Genomic DNA, 17,247 nt, shown 5'->3' with positions numbered 1-17,247 from the left:
GCTTTAGGCTCCTTCTTGTTTCCTTTAGAGGAGAAATTTATCTTTCTGGAATTCCATCGGGGAAATCTGTAGTGTTAGAAGTAAGTTTACCGAAGGCAGTAGTAAAGCTCTTACCAATAGGAAGTTCAATTGTTCCTATTTCCACATCCGATTTTGTAAATGCCGTAATCTTGTCAATTGCTACAATAAAGGATCTGTGAATTCGTAAGAACCGATTTGGAGGTAACATTTTTTCCACGTGATTGAGTGGAAGTTTGATTTTGAACTCTCTGCTTTCTTTAAGATGAATAATAATATAATCCCTGTAACTCTCAATATATCGTATTTCTTTAAGCAGGATCTTTATCATCTTTCTTTCAGCCCTGAAATAAAGAAAGCTAACCGGAACCGGAACCTCAAAGCCAGGACTATTATTGACAGTAATTATCTTATTGATTGCCTTTAAAAATCTTTCAAAGGATATGGGTTTTAGAAGGTAATCGACAGCATCAAGTTCAAAGGCTTCGTGAGCATATTCTTTATGAGCAGTTGTAAAAATCACTTTTGGAGGATGAATCAAAGACCGTAGCAATTCTGTACCAAAGAGCTTTGGCATATGTATGTCCAGAAAAAGGAGATCCACCCTTTTCTCATGTAATATATTTAAAACTTCAAATGCATTTTTACAAGTTGCCGAAAGTTCTAGTTGCGGAACCTGTTTAATGAAATTACTTAACACCTTGACTGCAGGGGGTTCATCGTCTACTATTATACATTTATAAACCATTGTCAGGAAATTTTTGATAACTGAAGTTTGTCGACATATTGCTCTTCCAATATTTCAAGCTGGAGTTCAAGGTCAATGATAAATACCTCCTCCATTTTTTGCCTCTGCAGCTTATATTTATCCTTATAAAGAATCTCCAGCCTCTTCGAAACATTCGAAAGACCTATTCCTTCCAAAGCAGAGTCCTTTTGGACTGGACCTGGATCTATACTATTAATAAGCTTAAATTTCAGGAGAGAATCATCCAAAGTAAGATCAAGATTGATCCAACATTGATCGATCTGTCTGCTGGTTCCATGCTTAAAAGCATTCTCAAGAAACGGAAGCAGTAATAGCGGAGCTATTTGAAATCGTTCGATTCCTCCGGTAATATTTATTGAAAGTTCCAACCTGTCCCCATACCTCATTTTCTCTAGTAGTATATAGTTCTGTAAAAGGTCTACTTCCTGCGCCAGTGAGATTCTGTGCGTATTACTCTCATAGATCATAAATCTTAGCAGAGCGGATAGCCGAAGGACAATTTCGGGTGATTTAGGAGAAAATTCCAGGGTATGAGCATAAAGGTTGTTCAGCGTATTAAAAAGGAAGTGCGGGTGAAGTTGAGCCTTTAGCAATTTAAGCTCGGCAATCGCTCTTTGTTCTTCGGCTTCAAGAGTTCGTTTTCTCTGCAGATACCAGTATTTCAAGAGTTTAATTGATGCCGCAATACCCGCTATGTGAATAAAGGGGAGCACGTTTCTACCAACCGTAAAAGTTGCTCCCTGGAGACGTGGGTCTCCAGAAAGGGATAGTTGTGCTATGATTGTGTAAATTCCGCAAACTCCAATGAGAAATACCAGACCAAGAAAGAACTGCCAATATTTTTGATGCAGTAGGAATTTGGGAACAAGGAAATAAAGTAGACTATAGACCATGATTAAGTGGCCAGGTAAAAAAAAGAGCGCATTTAGAATAGACTTCATTGGATTGGAATCGAGACCAAATCCCCAGGCAAAATAAAGTACTACCAGTATCCAGAAGAGCAAGTGCAATACTACTATTTTGATCCAGTTAACCACCCAAAGAATATTTAAAAATTATTCAATAAATCGCGGGGGAGGGTAAAGTTTTGATGGGGGAAGGTGACAAAAAAGAGGTAACACCTAGTTCAGTCCTCAATGGAAATTTACAAAAATAACTGATTATTAAAACGTTACACTAAATCTTTAAATAGATCCTGATCTTACGAAGCGAAAAGGCAACAAAAAATTTTGTTCAATGTAATCTTATGAAAGTTATATCAGAATAAAGTGTTGAGAAAATATTGTGAGAATTCAGATATACTCCTGCATTAGGCCTATAAGGGTATTTGCGTCCTGTTCTCCACTTTGACGCCATTTCATTTCTCCCTCCTTATAGATCATGAGAGTAGGAAGGCCTTTTACACGCAGTGCCTCGGCGAGCTCCGAGTTCTTGTCAACGTCAATTTTAATGATCTTTGCCCTATCGCCTAAGGCCGCAGCTACATCTTTTAAAACCGGATGCATAGCTTCGGAAGCTTCATTCCAGTCTGTGTAGAATTCCAGCAGTACCGGAATCTGTAAGTCAATTAATTCCCCAAATTTTGACATATATCTGAAATCAATTTACAGCTGCCGAAGATCTCATCTCCTGCTGCTTTTACCAAATATAATCAAAAGTTTGATTTATACCGGTTTGGGGCCCTTGCGAAGCTCAATGACCGAAACTTCTGGCCATATTCCCACTCTTCCCGGATAGGCTAAGAATCCGAAGCCGCGGTTGACATTCAGAAACCGACCTGCCTCCTCATAGATTCCTGCCCAATGCTCATACCTGTATTGAACAGGGCTCCATTTGAACCAGCCGGGAATTTCAATTCCAAACTGCATTCCGTGGGTATGACCACTTAAGGTGAGATGAAACTTCTTGTTATCCACTTTAACCCGCTCCTGCCAGTGAGATGGATCATGCGAGAGCAGGATCTTGAACTCCTTCTCTGTAAGACCTGCAGAAGCCCTGCCGAGATCCCCCACCTGCTTAAAGCCAGCGCCCCAGTTCTCCACGCCCACTATGGCAATAGAGTCTTTACCACGCTTAAGTATTTTGTTTTCATCGAGCAAAAGGTTCCATCCCATTTCCCGATGCACATTCTTAAGAGCATCTAAATTTGCCTTTTTTGCGGCTGCAGAATCCCAGTTCACATAATCCCCGTAATCGTGGTTCCCTAAGACAGAGTATACCCCATCTGGTGCAGAAAGGCTGGCGAATTTCGTCTTCCATTGATCCATTTCTGATGCTTTATTATTCACAAGATCACCTGTAAACATGATAGCATCACTCTGTTGTTCATTGATAAGGTCAATCCCGTACTGGATCTTTACAGGATTGTCAAAACTTCCGGAGTGAACATCACTTATCTGGGTAATTCTGTAGCCATCAAAAGCTTCCGGCAGGTCATCAAAATGTAACACATACTTCAGCACCTTGTAATTATAGCGGCCCTGATACATTCCGTAGAGAAGAGAAGCAAAAGGAATTGCCGCAATCCCCAGGGCAATCTGGCTCACGAACTTCCGCCGTGAAGGCAGCGAATATGCCTCATTCGTATGAATGAGTTTTTGGAAACCGCTAACCACCAGGCGCACCAGGTCTTCTCCAAACAACAGAACAAAAAGAATCAGCTTGGGTACAAAAAAGGCCAAAAAGAATCCTATTGCGTAGCTGCGAGGGCCGGTGAGGCCTTCTTTTTCGGGGATATTGAATTGGTACAGCATATAGCCCAGCACGGCCAGTGACAGAATGAGATAAAGAAAATAGATCCAGGTATGTCGGGTAACTGTTTTGAAGGCCTGAAAGGCGTAAATATCAAGAACAACGTATATGATAACTAAAATGATCCAGCGCATGAAAAAAAATTAAGCGGCAAAGATACTACTAAAGCCCCGTCAAATTCAGAACCTATAAAAGCTTTCGCCTATACCTAAATAGTTGAACCCCATAAGAAAGCCCCGATCTCGCTCCTCCTTTATTTTTTCACGCCGCTAAGAGGAAGAACTTTAAAAAGGCAGAAGGGATATTGTCTCTGCTTTGCAAACAGTTTTCTTAATCTGTTTTTATACATTTACAACCCGATTCTTTACAATTTGAGCTATACTTGAAAAGGCGACATTTTATAAAAAAAACTTCCCTAAGCGGAATTGGAGTTGCCACAGTTTCTCCTTTTATGAACCACCTATACCTCTCAAAAATGGCAAATTCTCAACCTCTTTGTATTGCAACCTGGAATTTTCCCAATGCCAGCCTTAAAGCTGGCGAAATGCTCGATGCCGGTGCCTCGGCCCTTGATGCTGTAGAGCAGGGAGTAATGGTTGAAGAAGCCGATATACGAAATACTACCGTGGGACGAGGTGGAGCGCCAGACAGAGAGGGGAATGTAACCCTGGATGCCTGTATCATGGATCCTTCAGGAAATGCAGGAGCAGTAGTCTATTTAAAGAACAATACACATGCAGTCTCTGTAGCCAGAAAGGTGATGGAGGAAACTCCGCACGTGATCCTTGCGGGTGAAGGTGCCGATCAGTTTGCGCGGCAGCAGGGCTTTGAGAAAGAAGAATTGCTCACAGAAGATTCAGAAAAGGCTTATAAGGAATGGCTGAAGACAAAGAAATACCAGCCCATTATCAATATTGAAAACCATGACACTATTGGCATGCTGTGTCTCGATAAGAACGGAGATATAGCAGGCGCCTGCACAAGTTCGGGTTTGTCATACAAGATGAACGGCCGGGTGGGAGATTCTCCAATCATAGGATCTGGACTTTTTCTCGACAATGAAGTGGGAGGCGCGGTCGCTACCGGAATGGGAGAAGCAATTCTTAAAAGCGTCGGTTCCTTCTTGATCGTGGAACTTATGCGCCAGGGCCAGAGTCCCCAGCAGGCTTGTAAAGAAGCTGTAATGAGAATTATAAAACAACATCCAAACTACAAGGAATTTCAGGCAGCTTTTATAGCAATGAACAAAGCAGGAGAAGTGGGCTCCTATTGTATACAAAAAGGTTTTAGCTACATGAGATATAAGGGTGGCAAAAATGACAATTTCCCTTCAAAATTTTATTTTTAATTATGGAACAAAAAAAATCCTATCGCACAGCATTTATTTTCTTAACCGTCCTTTTCTTTCTTTGGGGCTTTATAACGGTACTGGTAGATTCACTCATCCCCAGGCTGAGAGAGGTATTTACCCTGTCTTACTTCCAGGCAGGAATGGTGCAATTTGCCTTTTTTGGCGCCTATTTTCTGCTCTCCATTCCCGCAGGATGGCTGCTCTCTAAGATTGGCTATAAGAAAGGGATCGTGCTGGGATTATTTACCATGGCTGCCGGCTGCCTTCTCTTTTGGCCAGCTGCCTCTTACAGAGTCTTCGGAGTTTTCATGCTGGGATACTTCATTCTGGCCGGGGGAATAACTATTCTCCAGGTGGCTGCCAATCCATACGTCACTATTCTTGGTCCGGAGAAAACAGCCTCCAGCCGACTCAACCTTTCACAGGCTTTCAACTCCCTGGGTACTGCCATTGCTCCTGCTTTAGGCGCATTGTTGATCTTGAGCGATAAAGTGATGACCAAAGATGAGATCGCTTTTATGACCGAGCCAGAACGTGTGAAATATTATGCTTCGGAAGCTGCAGCGGTTCAAACTCCATTTTTAGGAATTGCTGCCTTTATTATTGTTATCGCTCTCGTCTTTATGTTTGTAAACCTTCCGAAGGTAACAGATACCGAAGCTTCCAACGATTACAGCGTGGTACTCAAAAACAAGAATCTTATTATGGGTGCCTTCGGAATTTTCTTTTATGTAGGTGCAGAGGTTGCCATTGGGTCTTATATGGTGAATTACTTTTTAAGCCTTAACCTGCCCGATATTATTCGGGAAACTCCATTTATGCGCACGCTGGCAGAATGGATCCTTACCAGCGGAGTTACTACATCCACAGACATGGCCATTGTGGGAGTGTTCGTTACTTTTTACTGGAGTGGCGCTATGATTGGCCGCTTCATAGGTTCATACCTTACAAAGATCATGAATCCTGCCGTTGTACTGAGTGTTTTTGCAGGTTGTGCAATAGGGCTTATTCTTATCTCCAATGCCTCTACCGGTCTTGTAGCCATGTGGTCTCTCATTGCCGTAGGTTTATTCAACTCTATCATGTTCCCAACTATATTTAGTCTGGCGCTTGATGGATTAGGTGATAACAAACCTCAGGGCTCCGGGATCCTGTGTACCATGATCGTGGGTGGTGCAGTAATCCCTCCTGCCTTCGGATTTCTTACAGATTCCTTTGGCTTCAATCTTGCCCTTATCCTGGTGATGCTGTGTTATGGTTATATCATGTTCTTTGGATTTAAGCACAAGAAAACAGAAATAGCCTTGTAAAGGTATAAGGACTACGGATAAAGGTTTAATTTCTACTCCAAATTTAGTTGTGAGGGAGAACTTTGTTCCAGGTTTCATGTTGCAGGTATGGTCGATTCCCTGTTGCCGGAATGTAGAGTAAAAATCGACTTCAAATCTTCAAATTGACAAATTATCACATCAATTGAAGAAGTTGGAATTTTGAGCTTGATTATTTGGTGCTTAATTTTTTGGTGCTGGAATTTATTTCAGCTTACAATCCATTCTCATATCTCATATCTAATATCTCACGTCTAACATAAGTTTTCGTAATTTTAGCCTCCAAAAATTTTTTCAATGGCCGATCAAAAACGATTATTCCTTCTCGACGCATATGCACTAATCTTCAGAGGTTATTACGCCTTCATCAACAACCCGATCGTGAATTCCAAAGGCCAGGACACTTCAGCGATCATGGGATTTATGAACTCCCTTTTCGATGTGATAAGACGGGAACGACCAGATCATCTTGCTGTATGTTTTGACAAGGAAGGAAGTGCGGTGCGAACTGAGATGTTTGAGGCTTACAAAGCTCATCGCGACGCTACTCCCGAACCAATTCTGCAGGCAATACCATATATTCAGAATATCCTGAAAGCCATGCATATTCCCTGCGTGGTGCTGCCCGGTTGTGAGGCCGATGACATTATAGGAACTTTGGCGAAACAAGCTGAAAAAGAAGGATACAAGGTGTTCATGGTGACGCCAGATAAGGATTTTGCGCAGCTGGTTTCTGAAAATATTTTCATGTACAGACCGGCACGTATGGGCAATGGCATTGAAATTTGGGGAATACCTGAAGTGCAGAAGAAATTTGCTGTTGAGCGGCCCGAACAGGTCATTGATTACCTCGGAATGATGGGAGATGCGGTAGACAACATTCCGGGATTACCGGGAGTGGGTGAAAAGACAGCGAAAAAATTCCTGAAGGAGTTTGGCAGCATGGAGAATCTTTTGGCCAACACAGATAAGCTGAAGGGAAAAATGCGTGAAAAAGTGGAGGCAAATGCCGAGCTCGGCCGCATCTCCAAAAAACTCGCAGCTATTCTTACAGATTGTGATGTGCGGTTCCATGCCGAGGATTATGAACTTTCCATGCCCGATTCCGAGAAGGTGCAGGAGCTTTTTGAGGAGCTGGAATTCAGGCGTCTAAAAGATCAGTTTCTGAAACTTTTTTCTGGCGAGGAGACTGCGAGGCCAACACAAGTTACCAACTCCCGTACTGCTCGTGCCCAGGCGCAGCCTGCAGGAGCCGGTCAATTTTCCCTTTTTGGAGCTGAAGCTTCAGAAAATCTCGAATCCTTCTCTGGCAGAAAAACCATAAAAGAAGTGCCGCATGTTTATCAAAGTGTCGCTTCAGGAATGGCCATGCAACTCTTTCTTCAGAATTTGATGAAACAGAAATGTGTGTGCTTTGAGTTTACCACTACAGGTCTCAATCCTCTTTCCGCCGAAATCATTGGCGTGGCATTTTCCTGGGAGGCTGGTAAAGGTTTTTATCTGCCCATCCCCGAAGAGCGTGCAGCAGCACAGGAGGTGATGGAAAAACTGCGTCCCTTTTTTGAATCTGAAGCCATCGAAAAGGTGGGCCAAAACCTGAAGCATGATATTAAGGTGCTGGCCAAATATAATATCAGGTTCAAAGGGGAGCTATTTGACACCATGATTGCACATTACCTTATCAATCCCGACATGCGTCACAGTCTGGATGTGCTTTCAGAAACCTATCTAAACTACAGCCCTGTCTTTGTGGAGGAGCTTCTTGGTAAGGGCAAAAATCAGAGATCCATGCGAGACATTCCTCTCGATAAGCAAACGGAATTCAGTGTAGAGGACGCCGATGTGATCTTACAGCTAAAACAGCATTTCACACCCGAATTAAAGGAAGCTGGCACAGAAAAATTATTTTTTGAGATCGAAATTCCTCTGGTGCGGGTGCTTGCAGATATGGAACTGGAAGGCATCAAACTGGATAAGGACTTCCTGGCAAGTTTATCTGAAGCTCTTGAAACAGATATAAGCAGGCTCGAAAAGGACATTTTTGAGACCGCAGGAGAAGAGTTCAATATCGGCTCTCCCAAACAACTTGGGATCATTCTTTTCGAGAAACTCAAACTTGTTGAAAAACCCAAAAAAACAAAATCAGGTCAGTATTCAACAGGAGAAGAAATCCTTTCTGCTCTTGCACCACAACATACAATTGTGCGGCAGGTAATGGATTACCGCGGACTTGTAAAGCTGAAAAATACTTACATAGATGCATTGCCCCTGCAGGTAGATGAAAATACGGGTAGAGTTCATACAGATTATGTGCAGACCATTGCAGCAACAGGAAGATTGAGCTCCAATAATCCTAACCTCCAGAATATCCCTATTAGAACAGAGAGAGGCCGACAGGTGAGAAAGGCTTTTGTGCCCAGAGATGCAGACCACATTTTACTGGCGGCAGATTATTCCCAGATAGAACTCAGAATCATTGCGTCCCTGAGTGAAGAAGACAACATGATCTCGGCTTTTCAGCAAAAGCAGGATATTCACGCGTCAACTGCGGCAAAAGTATTCAATATTCCTATCGAACAAGTGACCCGCGAACAGCGTAGCAATGCAAAAACCGTGAACTTTGGGATAGTATATGGCGTTTCGGCATTTGGATTGAGCAATCAGACTGAACTCTCCCGTAGTGAGGCAAAAGATCTTATTGACACTTATTACAAAACTTATCCAAAACTGAGAGATTACATCAGCAAACAGGTAGATTTTGCCCGGGAACATGGGTATGTGCAAACAGTATTGGGAAGAAGGAGATACCTTAGAGATATTAACTCCCAGAATGCTATAGTACGTGGCGCCGCCGAAAGGAATGCGGTGAATGCCCCGATCCAGGGAAGTGCCGCAGATATCATTAAACTCGCAATGATCAACATTCACAAAAAGCTGGAAACCGGAAATTACCGAACTAAAATGCTACTCCAGGTGCATGATGAATTGGTATTTGATGTTTACAGGCCCGAACTTCCGGAGATTCAGCAGCTTGTAAAAAGCGAAATGGAGAATGCTTTTAAAATGGATGTGCCTCTTGAAGTAGATCTTGGGGTGGGCGAAAACTGGCTGGAGGCGCACTAAGAAGATGTGAGATTTGAGATTTGAGATTGGAAAGATCGTAGCCCCGGAATTCATTCCGGGGAATTGTAGTTGATAACATGTGGTTGATACACCGAAAAAATTTAGCCTCCAGATTGCCATCAATAAAATATTTACCGGATTTTCAACAATGTCATTCCGACAGAGCATTTACTTTCCATAGAAAGGAAATGCGACGAGGAATTTCTGGCAGCAGAAGGTACTTAAGCTAGGTAATGGAAAATTTCAGAGGAAAAGAATTGCGGACCTTATTTTCTCAGGAACAGCAATGAAGATTTCAGAAATAGAGTTGTCAAAAATGTCATTTTCAGAAGGAATTATAAGACACCTGAAAATCAGAAACTTCAGGGAAAATAAATTAATAAATACGGCATTTGAATTATAAATTTATAATTGTACATTTGCACCCCTGTTTTATGCAGGGAATGGAATGTTTAATTATTAAGTAAATTTAATTAGTGTGGACACATTAAGCTACAAAACGGTTTCTGCCAACAAAGCCACTGTGAATAAGGAGTGGGTTGTTGTAGATGCTGAAGGACAGGCCCTTGGCCGCCTTTCTTCTATAGTGGCAAAGCTACTAAGAGGAAAGTACAAAGCTAATTTTACCCCACACGTTGATTGTGGCGATAACGTAGTTGTTATCAATGCCGAAAAGATCAACTTAACAGGAAAGAAATGGGACTCTAAAGAGTACATTCGCCACACCGGCTATCCTGGGGGTCAAAGAAGTTTAACTGCAACGGAATTATTCACTAAAGGTCCTGAGAGACTTGTGGAAAATGCAGTAAAAGGAATGTTACCAAAGAACAAGCTTGGAGCAGATCTTTTCCGTAACCTAAGAGTTTTTGCAGGATCTGAGCATGACGTTCAGGCGCAAAAGCCAAAAACTATTAACTTAAACGATCTTAAGTAATGGAAGTTATTCACAAAATTGGCCGTAGAAAAACGGCAGTTGCACGTGTGTACGTTTCTACAGGAAGCGGAAACATCACGGTAAACAAAAAAGACGTTCAGGATTACTTCTCTACAAGCACGCTTCAGTACAAAGTACGGCAGCCTCTTAACATGACCGGAAACAATGAGAACTTTGACATCAAAGTTAACGTTTACGGGGGTGGTATTACAGGACAGGCAGAAGCTATTCGCCTTGCTCTTTCCAGAGCTATGGTAGAGTTGGATGCTGAGAACAGAAGCACTCTTAAGCCAGAAGGACTACTTACAAGAGACCCAAGAATGGTTGAACGTAAGAAATTCGGTCAGAAGAAAGCTCGTAAGAAATTCCAGTTCTCTAAACGTTAATATTGTTTGGTGTGTAATGCACCAGAAAGTTCATTTAAATCATAAGATTTTTGTTGTTACTCCGGAATATACACTGAGCTAGTCGAAGTGCCGGTGGTTAGTTTAGCATCTAAACGGTCAGGGCCTGATATCATATCGCCACCTGATTGTTGCTATCTCAACAGAACGTAAACTATTACAAAAATGGCAAACAAAGTAGAAGTAAAAGAATTACTTGATGCAGGTGTACACTTTGGTCACCTCACAAGAAGATGGAATCCAAACATGGCGCCTTACATATACATGGAGCGCAACGGGATTCACATCATCAACCTATACAAAAGTGCTGCTAAAATGCAGGAAGCCGGTGAGGCTCTTAGCAAAATTGCAGCCAGCGGTAGAAAAATACTCTTCGTAGCTACCAAGAAACAAGCTAAAGAAATCGTTGCTGAACAAGCCGAAAAAGCTAACATGCCTTACATCACCGAAAGATGGCCTGGTGGTATGTTGACTAACTTCGTTACTATTCGTAAAGCTGTTAAGAAAATGGCTTCTATCGATAGAATGAAGAAAGACGGTACTTTCAACACTCTTTCTAAGAAAGAACGCTTACAAGTAGATCGTTTAAGAGCTAAGTTGGATAAAAACTTAGGTTCTATTGCAGATATGAGCCGCCTTCCAGGTGCCCTATTCGTAGTAGACATCACTCGTGAACACATCGCGGTTAAAGAAGCTCAAAAATTAAACATTCCAATTTTTGCAATGGTCGACACCAATTCAGATCCAAGAGATGTGGATTATGTGATCCCTGCAAACGATGATGCTTCTAAATCAATTAGTAAAGTCGTTTCTTATGTTGCTGACTCTATCGTAGAGGGCCTTTCTGAAAGAAAAGCTTCCGGAAAAGAAGGTAAAGAAGAAGACGCTTCAGAAGACAAGCCAAAAAGAGCTCCAAAAGCTAGAAAGCCAAAGTTAGAAACTGAGGCAGTATCTTCAAATCCACAGGATCAAAAAGATATGAAAGAAGCTCAGGAAGATGTAAAACTAAAGTCTAAAAAAGAGACTTTAGCCGATGCAAGCTCTAACGACGAGGAAGAATAGAAGTTCATAAATTAATCTATGAGTCGTTTAGTTGCTTTCATTTGAATTTAACTGAACGACTTATTCTTTTAATATAATACATTTAAAACTATGGCTAATATAACCGCCGCAGAAGTAAATAAATTAAGACAGGCTACCGGTGCCGGTATGATGGATTGTAAAAAGGCACTAGTTGAAGCTGAAGGAGATTACGATAAGGCTATCGAAATTCTTCGTAAAAAAGGTCAAAAAGTAGCAGCAAACCGTGCCGACAGAGAGTCATCTGAAGGGGTTGCTATCGCTAAAGTTAACGCAGATAACTCAAGAGGAGTGATCATTTCTCTTAACTGTGAGACCGATTTCGTTGCTAAAAACGAATCCTTCATCCAGTTGGCTGAAGATTTCGCCGAACTTGCAATGAATGTAAGCTCGAAGGAAGAATTACTTTCTAAAGACTACAAAGGCATCACTGTTCAGGATAAACTAACTGAGCAAACCGGAGTAATTGGTGAAAAGATCGAGATAGGTGACTTCAGAACTCTTGAGGCTCCTTTCGTTGGATCTTATATCCACGCTGGTAACAAGATCGCTGTACTTACAGGTCTTTCTGGAAAGACTGATAACGCTGAAGAAGTTGCAAAGAACGTTTCTATGCAGGCTGCTGCTATGAACCCTGTAGCTCTTAATGAAGAAGGTGTTGACCAGTCTGTGATCGAGAAAGAGATCGAGATCGCCAAAGACCAGTTGAGACAGGAAGGTAAGCCAGAAGAGATGTTAGATAACATCGCTAAAGGAAAGATCAAGCGTTTCTTTAAGGACAACACTCTAGTGAACCAGGATTATATCAAAGACAGCAAAATGTCTGTTTCTGAATATGTAAAGTCTGAAGATGCTAACCTTAAGGTTGTAGCTTTCGAAAGAGTTGCTTTAGGATAATTTCTTCGGAAACAATATAGAAAACCCGCTTCTTTTCAGAAGCGGGTTTTTTGATTAGATGCTATTCAACCCTTTCAGGGTTCTGAACCCTGAAAGGGTTAAGTTATTCGGCTGAAGCCGGAGGCAATTTATCTCTAAAGTTTATCCAATTTTAGAGGTGATAATGAATTGCCACCACCTTCAGGTGGTGGTAAATAAGAAGAAAATACTAAGGGCTTTAGCCCAAATGATCAGAATTTTGTTTGCTGAAATATAAACTTAGTCTTGATTCCTGGCTCTTGCAGCGCAGCAGTCTTAATCCACTTTCAATACCTCTCAAAAATGATAAAAACCAGATTGGCTTCGGGAATAGAGGCATAGAGATCTTCTACTTTTAGTTTGTTCGTGTTGATCTGTTCAAAAAACAGTTCAGAACTACCCTCGAATTCAGAAGCAAGGCTCAGGTAAAGAGTCTTATTTTCCATATCCACAGTAAAGACCTCTCATCACTCTTGTCGGTATTGCAGGAAATGGTCATCATTAAAAGCATTAGTATCCTTCCCTAATTAAAAATGAAATTTTTAATTACTGTTTTTCTTTTTGTAAAATTCGTTCTGGAAACGAATCAAAGGAATTATTATTTGCCCTCTTTAACCCGATTTTACAGATATTTTGATTTTCAGCACCATCCATCTATAGGATAAATTCCTTAGTTTTGCACAACCCATCAAACCACAGCAATGCATTACAACAGAATTTTATTAAAACTTTCAGGAGAAGCCCTTATGGGAAAACGTCAATACGGCATTGATCCTGAACGTTTAGCCGAATATGCAAAAGAGATCAAAGCGGTGATCGACAGAGGTGTAGAAGTTGCCATTGTTATAGGCGGCGGCAACATCTTTAGAGGAGTAGCGGGAGCCAGCCGTGGGATGGACAGAGTTACAGGAGATCATATGGGGATGTTAGCCACTGTTATTAACGGGCTGGCACTACAAAGCGCCCTCGAAGATGCCGGCATTCAGACCAGGCTGCAAACAGCCATAAAGATCAACGAAGTAGCTGAACCTTTTATACGCCGCAAGGCCATACGCCATCTGGAAAAAGGCAGGGTTGTTATCTTTGGTGGCGGCACCGGAAATCCATATTTTACAACAGATTCGGCTGCTGTGCTACGCGCAATAGAGATCCATGCCGATGTGATCCTCAAAGGAACGCGAGTAGATGGAATTTACACTGCCGATCCTGAAATTGATAAAAAAGCGACCAAGTTTGATTTTATCAGCTTTGATGATGTACTTACTAAAGGTTTAAAGGTAATGGACACCACTGCCTTTACCCTTAGCCAGGAAAACAAACTTCCAATTATCGTCTTCGATATGAACAAACCTGGAAACCTGGAAAAGGTAGTTACGGGAGAAAAAATAGGCACAAAAGTTAATTTTTGATCATATAGAAATTGAAACTAACACTTTAAAAATGGACGACGAGTTAGATTTTATTATTGATAGCGCAAAAGAAGCAATGGACAGCGCAATTGCTCACCTTGAAAAACAGCTGTTGAATATTAGAGCAGGAAAGGCAACCCCAGCCATGTTAGGGAGCGTAAGGGTAGATTACTACGGAAGTCAAACTCCACTTAACCAGGTGGCCAACGTCAATACTCCCGATGCCCGCACCCTTACCATCCAGCCTTTTGAAAAGAATCTTATTACCGCGATCGAAAAAGGAATAATGCAGGCTAATCTTGGTTTCAATCCCATGAATAATGGCGACAGTGTGATCATCAATGTTCCTCCGTTAACTGAAGAACGCCGCCGTGAGCTGGCCAAACAGGCCAAGGCTGAAGCTGAAGATGCAAAGATAGGGGTACGCAACGACCGGAAAAATGCCAACCAGGAGATCAAAAAATTAGATATTTCTGAAGATCTTCAAAAATCTGGAGAAGCCGATATCCAGAAATTGACCGATACCTATATCGAAAAGATCGACAAGATCCTTGCGGTAAAGGAGAAAGAGATCATGACAGTATAACAGCAAATCTAAAGCTTTCAAAAATGCGACTTTGTAGTCGCATTTTTTTTGACCATATTCCAACGAGCCCCTGCTCCGTAAAATAAAGATGCTTTCTTACCTTTGCACAAATTTCTTCCATGTCTAAATTTCTCGGCTTTGAATTCTGGAATACAGTAGCGCGGACCATCCTTCGCAACAGGATCCTTATCCTGCTGTTGATCACCGCCTGCACTATTTTCCTGGGCTTTCAATGGAAGAACATGAAATTCTCCTATACGGAGGCTAACCTTTTGCCAGATGATGACCCTATCAACCTGCAATACCAGGAATTTTTAGACAAGTTTGGGGAGGAAGGAAACCTTATTGTTCTCGCAGTTCAGGACTCTGCTTTATTTACACCACAAAATTTCGTCGCCTGGAACCGGCTTGCTGAAAAATTAGATGATTTTCCAGAAGTAGAATTCACTGTAGGAGTTAGAAACCTTCAGAAGCTTCAGAAATTCGAAGATCCCGGACGCTTTGAAATGGTACCTTTCCTCCAGGATACTACACCAACTCTCCAGCAGGTCGAGGCATACAGGCAGGAATTATTTGAAAAACTGCCATTTTACGAAGGTCTCGTATACAGCAGGCATTCCAATACTGTACAAACTGCAGTTTACCTTGATAAGGAAATTGTCAATACTGGGAAGCGCAAGAGATTTGTTGTAGAAGAGCTTATTCCAACAATAGAAGAATTTGAACAAGCCCGGGGGCTGAATGTATATGTCTCGGGTATGCCATACATACGCACCCTGAACTCCCAAAATATCATCGACGAAATAGGACTCTTTATAGGGGCTGCTTTACTCATTACTTCCCTTATCTTTTTCTTTTTTTTCAGGAGCATTCGGGCGACAGTGATCTCCATGATCACCGTGATTGTAGGTGTCATGTGGGCATTTGGAGTGCTTGGGCTCCTGCACTATGAGATCACGGTTTTAACTGCTATTATTCCGCCGTTGATCATTGTAATAGGAATTCCCAACTGTATTTTTCTCATCAACAAATATCAGCAGGAGATCCAAAAACACGGGAATCAGGCGAAGTCGTTGCAGCGTGTAATCACGAAGGTGGGGAACGCCACCTTGCTTACCAATCTTACCACAGCTTCGGGATTTGCAACTTTTATTCTTACCGAAAGCACCTTGTTAAAAGAATTTGGTATTGTGGCATCCATTAATATCCTGGCCATATTTATTCTGAGCCTGCTTATCATTCCCATCATATACAGCTATATGAATGTACCCCGGGACAAGCACCTGAAGCACCTGAATAAAAGGTGGATCAATGGTTTTGTTGACTGGATGGAACGAATGGTAAGACATCACCGCATTAGCATCTTTATCATTTCAATTGTGCTGCTTGTAGCCAGTATCATTGGGATCTACAAGATCAATATCTCGGGCAGCCTTTTAGAAGACATGCCCCAAAATGCGGGGTTTTTCAAGGACATAGAATTTTTTGAGGAAGAATTTGACGGGGTAATGCCATTGGAGATCCTCATCGATACCCAACGAGAGAAAGGTGTGATGAAGCTCTCTACGCTCAGGAGAATGGATGAACTCCAAAGCCTTCTGGAAGAAGAAGAACAGCTCTCTCCCCCGGTTTCTATTGTAAATCTTGTGAAATACGCCAAACAGGCGTACTATAACGGCAACCCAGATTATTATCAGCTCCCAACTTCCCAGGAGCAGACGTTTATTCTGCCTTATGCCCAAAGCCTTGAAAGCAGTGGTGACAATCTCTTAACCACTTTTGTGGACAGCACCGGGCAATATGCCCGAATGACCACTTTTATGAAAGATATTGGCACCCAGGAAATGGAGGAAATTGAGGAAGACCTGTGGCCTAAGATCAACGAGATCTTTCCAGAAGATCGCTTCAATATAGAAATGACCGGTAAAGCCCTCATTTTTCAGAAGGGAACTACCTACCTCGTAAAGAACCTTATCATTTCCCTTAGCCTCGCAATTTTTCTGATTGCACTTTTAATGGCCTGGATGTTTCGATCTGTAAAAATGATCCTGGTCTCCCTGATCCCTAACCTCCTTCCACTGCTGGTCACAGCGGGTATGATGGGATATCTTGGAGTACCTATAAAACCGTCGACCATTCTTGTTTTTAGTATTGCTTTCGGGATCTCGGTTGATGATACTATTCACTTCCTGGCAAAATACCGGCAGGAATTAAAGGCAAGTGGCTGGAAAGTTAAACGATCTGTTTATGCTGCGCTAAGAGAGACAGGAGTGAGTATGTTCTATACTTCGATTGTACTGTTCTTTGGGTTTTCGGTTTTTATGATAAGCAGTTTTGGAGGCACGGTTGCTCTGGGCGGACTGGTTTCTGCCACCTTACTTTTCGCAATGTTGTCTAACCTGCTTTTACTTCCGGCCTTGTTGCTTTCCCTTCAAAAAGAGATCGCCAATAAGGATGTACTTAGGGAGCCGGCCATTAATATCATTCCGGGTGAGGATGAGAATGGAGAAGCTGAAGAGGAAGAGGCTTCAAAAATGTGATTTTTGGCAGGTAATTTCAGCAGCAGTGATCGCTAATTA

15 protein-coding genes are annotated in these 17,247 nt (G+C 41.9%); 10 read left to right on the top strand and 5 right to left on the bottom strand.

Annotation, left to right across the window (positions count from 1 at the left end):
- Nucleotides 1-37: 37 nt before the first annotated feature.
- The 4 genes from HC175_RS05240 to HC175_RS05225 all read right to left on the bottom strand — a co-directional run bounded on the left by HC175_RS05240 (nt 38) and on the right by HC175_RS05225 (nt 3,672).
- Entirely contained in the window at nt 38-766 is a 729-nt protein-coding gene (locus tag HC175_RS05240; RefSeq protein WP_168137417.1) for a LytR/AlgR family response regulator transcription factor, read from the bottom strand.
- Between the two features lie 2 nt (nt 767-768).
- Nucleotides 769-1,824: a sensor histidine kinase gene (locus HC175_RS05235; RefSeq protein WP_168137416.1), complete on the bottom strand. Its 1,056-nt coding sequence runs from the start codon at nt 1,822-1,824 to the stop codon at nt 769-771.
- Between the two features lie 255 nt (nt 1,825-2,079).
- Nucleotides 2,080-2,376, bottom strand: coding sequence for a thioredoxin family protein (locus HC175_RS05230; protein ID WP_168137415.1), 297 nt, complete (start codon nt 2,374-2,376; stop codon nt 2,080-2,082).
- 75 nt (nt 2,377-2,451) lie between these two features.
- Nucleotides 2,452-3,672 (bottom strand): metallophosphoesterase, encoded by a 1,221-nt coding sequence (locus HC175_RS05225; RefSeq protein ID WP_168137414.1) that lies wholly within the window; start codon nt 3,670-3,672, stop codon nt 2,452-2,454.
- A 248-nt stretch (nt 3,673-3,920) separates the two neighbouring features.
- Here HC175_RS05225 and HC175_RS05220 point away from each other — a divergent pair, with 248 nt between their 5' ends.
- The 7 genes from HC175_RS05220 (at nt 3,921) to tsf (ending at nt 12,655) form a co-directional block, all read left to right on the top strand.
- Nucleotides 3,921-4,886 (top strand): glycosylasparaginase, encoded by a 966-nt coding sequence (locus tag HC175_RS05220; protein ID WP_168137413.1) that lies wholly within the window; start codon nt 3,921-3,923, stop codon nt 4,884-4,886.
- Nucleotides 4,887-4,888: 2 nt separating this feature from the next.
- Nucleotides 4,889-6,199: a sugar MFS transporter gene (locus tag HC175_RS05215; RefSeq protein ID WP_168137412.1), complete on the top strand. Its 1,311-nt coding sequence runs from the start codon at nt 4,889-4,891 to the stop codon at nt 6,197-6,199.
- A gap of 315 nt (nt 6,200-6,514) precedes the next feature.
- The gene (gene polA, locus HC175_RS05210) at nt 6,515-9,340 is read left to right on the top strand and encodes a DNA polymerase I (RefSeq protein ID WP_168137411.1); all 2,826 of its coding nucleotides are present in this window, start codon (nt 6,515-6,517) and stop codon (nt 9,338-9,340) included.
- 478 nt (nt 9,341-9,818) lie between these two features.
- Nucleotides 9,819-10,274 (top strand): 50S ribosomal protein L13, encoded by a 456-nt coding sequence (gene rplM / locus HC175_RS05205; RefSeq protein ID WP_168024532.1) that lies wholly within the window; start codon nt 9,819-9,821, stop codon nt 10,272-10,274.
- Nucleotides 10,274-10,660 carry a 30S ribosomal protein S9 gene (rpsI, locus tag HC175_RS05200; protein WP_168137410.1) on the top strand — a complete coding sequence of 129 codons (387 nt, stop codon included), beginning with the start codon at nt 10,274-10,276 and terminating at the stop codon, nt 10,658-10,660. The genes rplM and rpsI overlap by 1 nt, the downstream gene beginning before the upstream one ends.
- A gap of 183 nt (nt 10,661-10,843) precedes the next feature.
- Entirely contained in the window at nt 10,844-11,740 is an 897-nt protein-coding gene (rpsB, locus tag HC175_RS05195) for a 30S ribosomal protein S2 (RefSeq protein ID WP_168137409.1), read from the top strand.
- Between the two features lie 90 nt (nt 11,741-11,830).
- The gene (gene tsf / locus HC175_RS05190; RefSeq protein WP_168137408.1) at nt 11,831-12,655 is read left to right on the top strand and encodes a translation elongation factor Ts; all 825 of its coding nucleotides are present in this window, start codon (nt 11,831-11,833) and stop codon (nt 12,653-12,655) included.
- A 305-nt stretch (nt 12,656-12,960) separates the two neighbouring features.
- Here the strand turns inward: tsf and HC175_RS05185 are convergent, their stop codons facing one another.
- Entirely contained in the window at nt 12,961-13,119 is a 159-nt protein-coding gene (locus HC175_RS05185; RefSeq protein ID WP_168137407.1) for a hypothetical protein, read from the bottom strand.
- A gap of 255 nt (nt 13,120-13,374) precedes the next feature.
- On the opposite strand from HC175_RS05185, the gene pyrH reads away from it, so the two are divergent.
- From pyrH to HC175_RS05170, 3 genes are all read left to right on the top strand, one after another.
- Nucleotides 13,375-14,082 carry a UMP kinase gene (pyrH, locus tag HC175_RS05180; protein WP_168137406.1) on the top strand — a complete coding sequence of 236 codons (708 nt, stop codon included), beginning with the start codon at nt 13,375-13,377 and terminating at the stop codon, nt 14,080-14,082.
- A gap of 31 nt (nt 14,083-14,113) precedes the next feature.
- Nucleotides 14,114-14,668 (top strand): ribosome recycling factor, encoded by a 555-nt coding sequence (gene frr / locus HC175_RS05175; RefSeq protein WP_168137405.1) that lies wholly within the window; start codon nt 14,114-14,116, stop codon nt 14,666-14,668.
- 119 nt (nt 14,669-14,787) lie between these two features.
- Nucleotides 14,788-17,208, top strand: coding sequence for an efflux RND transporter permease subunit (locus tag HC175_RS05170; RefSeq protein ID WP_168137404.1), 2,421 nt, complete (start codon nt 14,788-14,790; stop codon nt 17,206-17,208).
- Nucleotides 17,209-17,247: the final 39 nt, after the last annotated feature.

It is taken from the genome of Salinimicrobium oceani (genome assembly GCF_012037645.1).
Note: the sequence above shows the minus strand (reverse complement) of the source record. Positions and strands in the feature narration are given on the sequence as shown.

What these genes read in the sequence shown, in the direction of transcription:
- HC175_RS05185 (WP_168137407.1), bottom strand. Translation starts at nt 13,119, where the DNA reads ATGGAAAATAAGACTCTTTACCTGAGCCTTGCTTCTGAATTCGAGGGT.
- HC175_RS05215 (WP_168137412.1), top strand. Translation starts at nt 4,889, where the DNA reads ATGGAACAAAAAAAATCCTATCGCACAGCATTTATTTTCTTAACCGTC.
- HC175_RS05230 (WP_168137415.1), bottom strand. Translation starts at nt 2,376, where the DNA reads ATGTCAAAATTTGGGGAATTAATTGACTTACAGATTCCGGTACTGCTG.
- HC175_RS05170 (WP_168137404.1), top strand. Translation starts at nt 14,788, where the DNA reads ATGTCTAAATTTCTCGGCTTTGAATTCTGGAATACAGTAGCGCGGACC.
- HC175_RS05225 (WP_168137414.1), bottom strand. Translation starts at nt 3,672, where the DNA reads ATGCGCTGGATCATTTTAGTTATCATATACGTTGTTCTTGATATTTAC.
- polA (WP_168137411.1), top strand. Translation starts at nt 6,515, where the DNA reads ATGGCCGATCAAAAACGATTATTCCTTCTCGACGCATATGCACTAATC.
- rpsI (WP_168137410.1), top strand. Translation starts at nt 10,274, where the DNA reads ATGGAAGTTATTCACAAAATTGGCCGTAGAAAAACGGCAGTTGCACGT.
- tsf (WP_168137408.1), top strand. Translation starts at nt 11,831, where the DNA reads ATGGCTAATATAACCGCCGCAGAAGTAAATAAATTAAGACAGGCTACC.
- pyrH (WP_168137406.1), top strand. Translation starts at nt 13,375, where the DNA reads ATGCATTACAACAGAATTTTATTAAAACTTTCAGGAGAAGCCCTTATG.
- frr (WP_168137405.1), top strand. Translation starts at nt 14,114, where the DNA reads ATGGACGACGAGTTAGATTTTATTATTGATAGCGCAAAAGAAGCAATG.
- rpsB (WP_168137409.1), top strand. Translation starts at nt 10,844, where the DNA reads ATGGCAAACAAAGTAGAAGTAAAAGAATTACTTGATGCAGGTGTACAC.
- HC175_RS05240 (WP_168137417.1), bottom strand. Translation starts at nt 766, where the DNA reads ATGGTTTATAAATGTATAATAGTAGACGATGAACCCCCTGCAGTCAAG.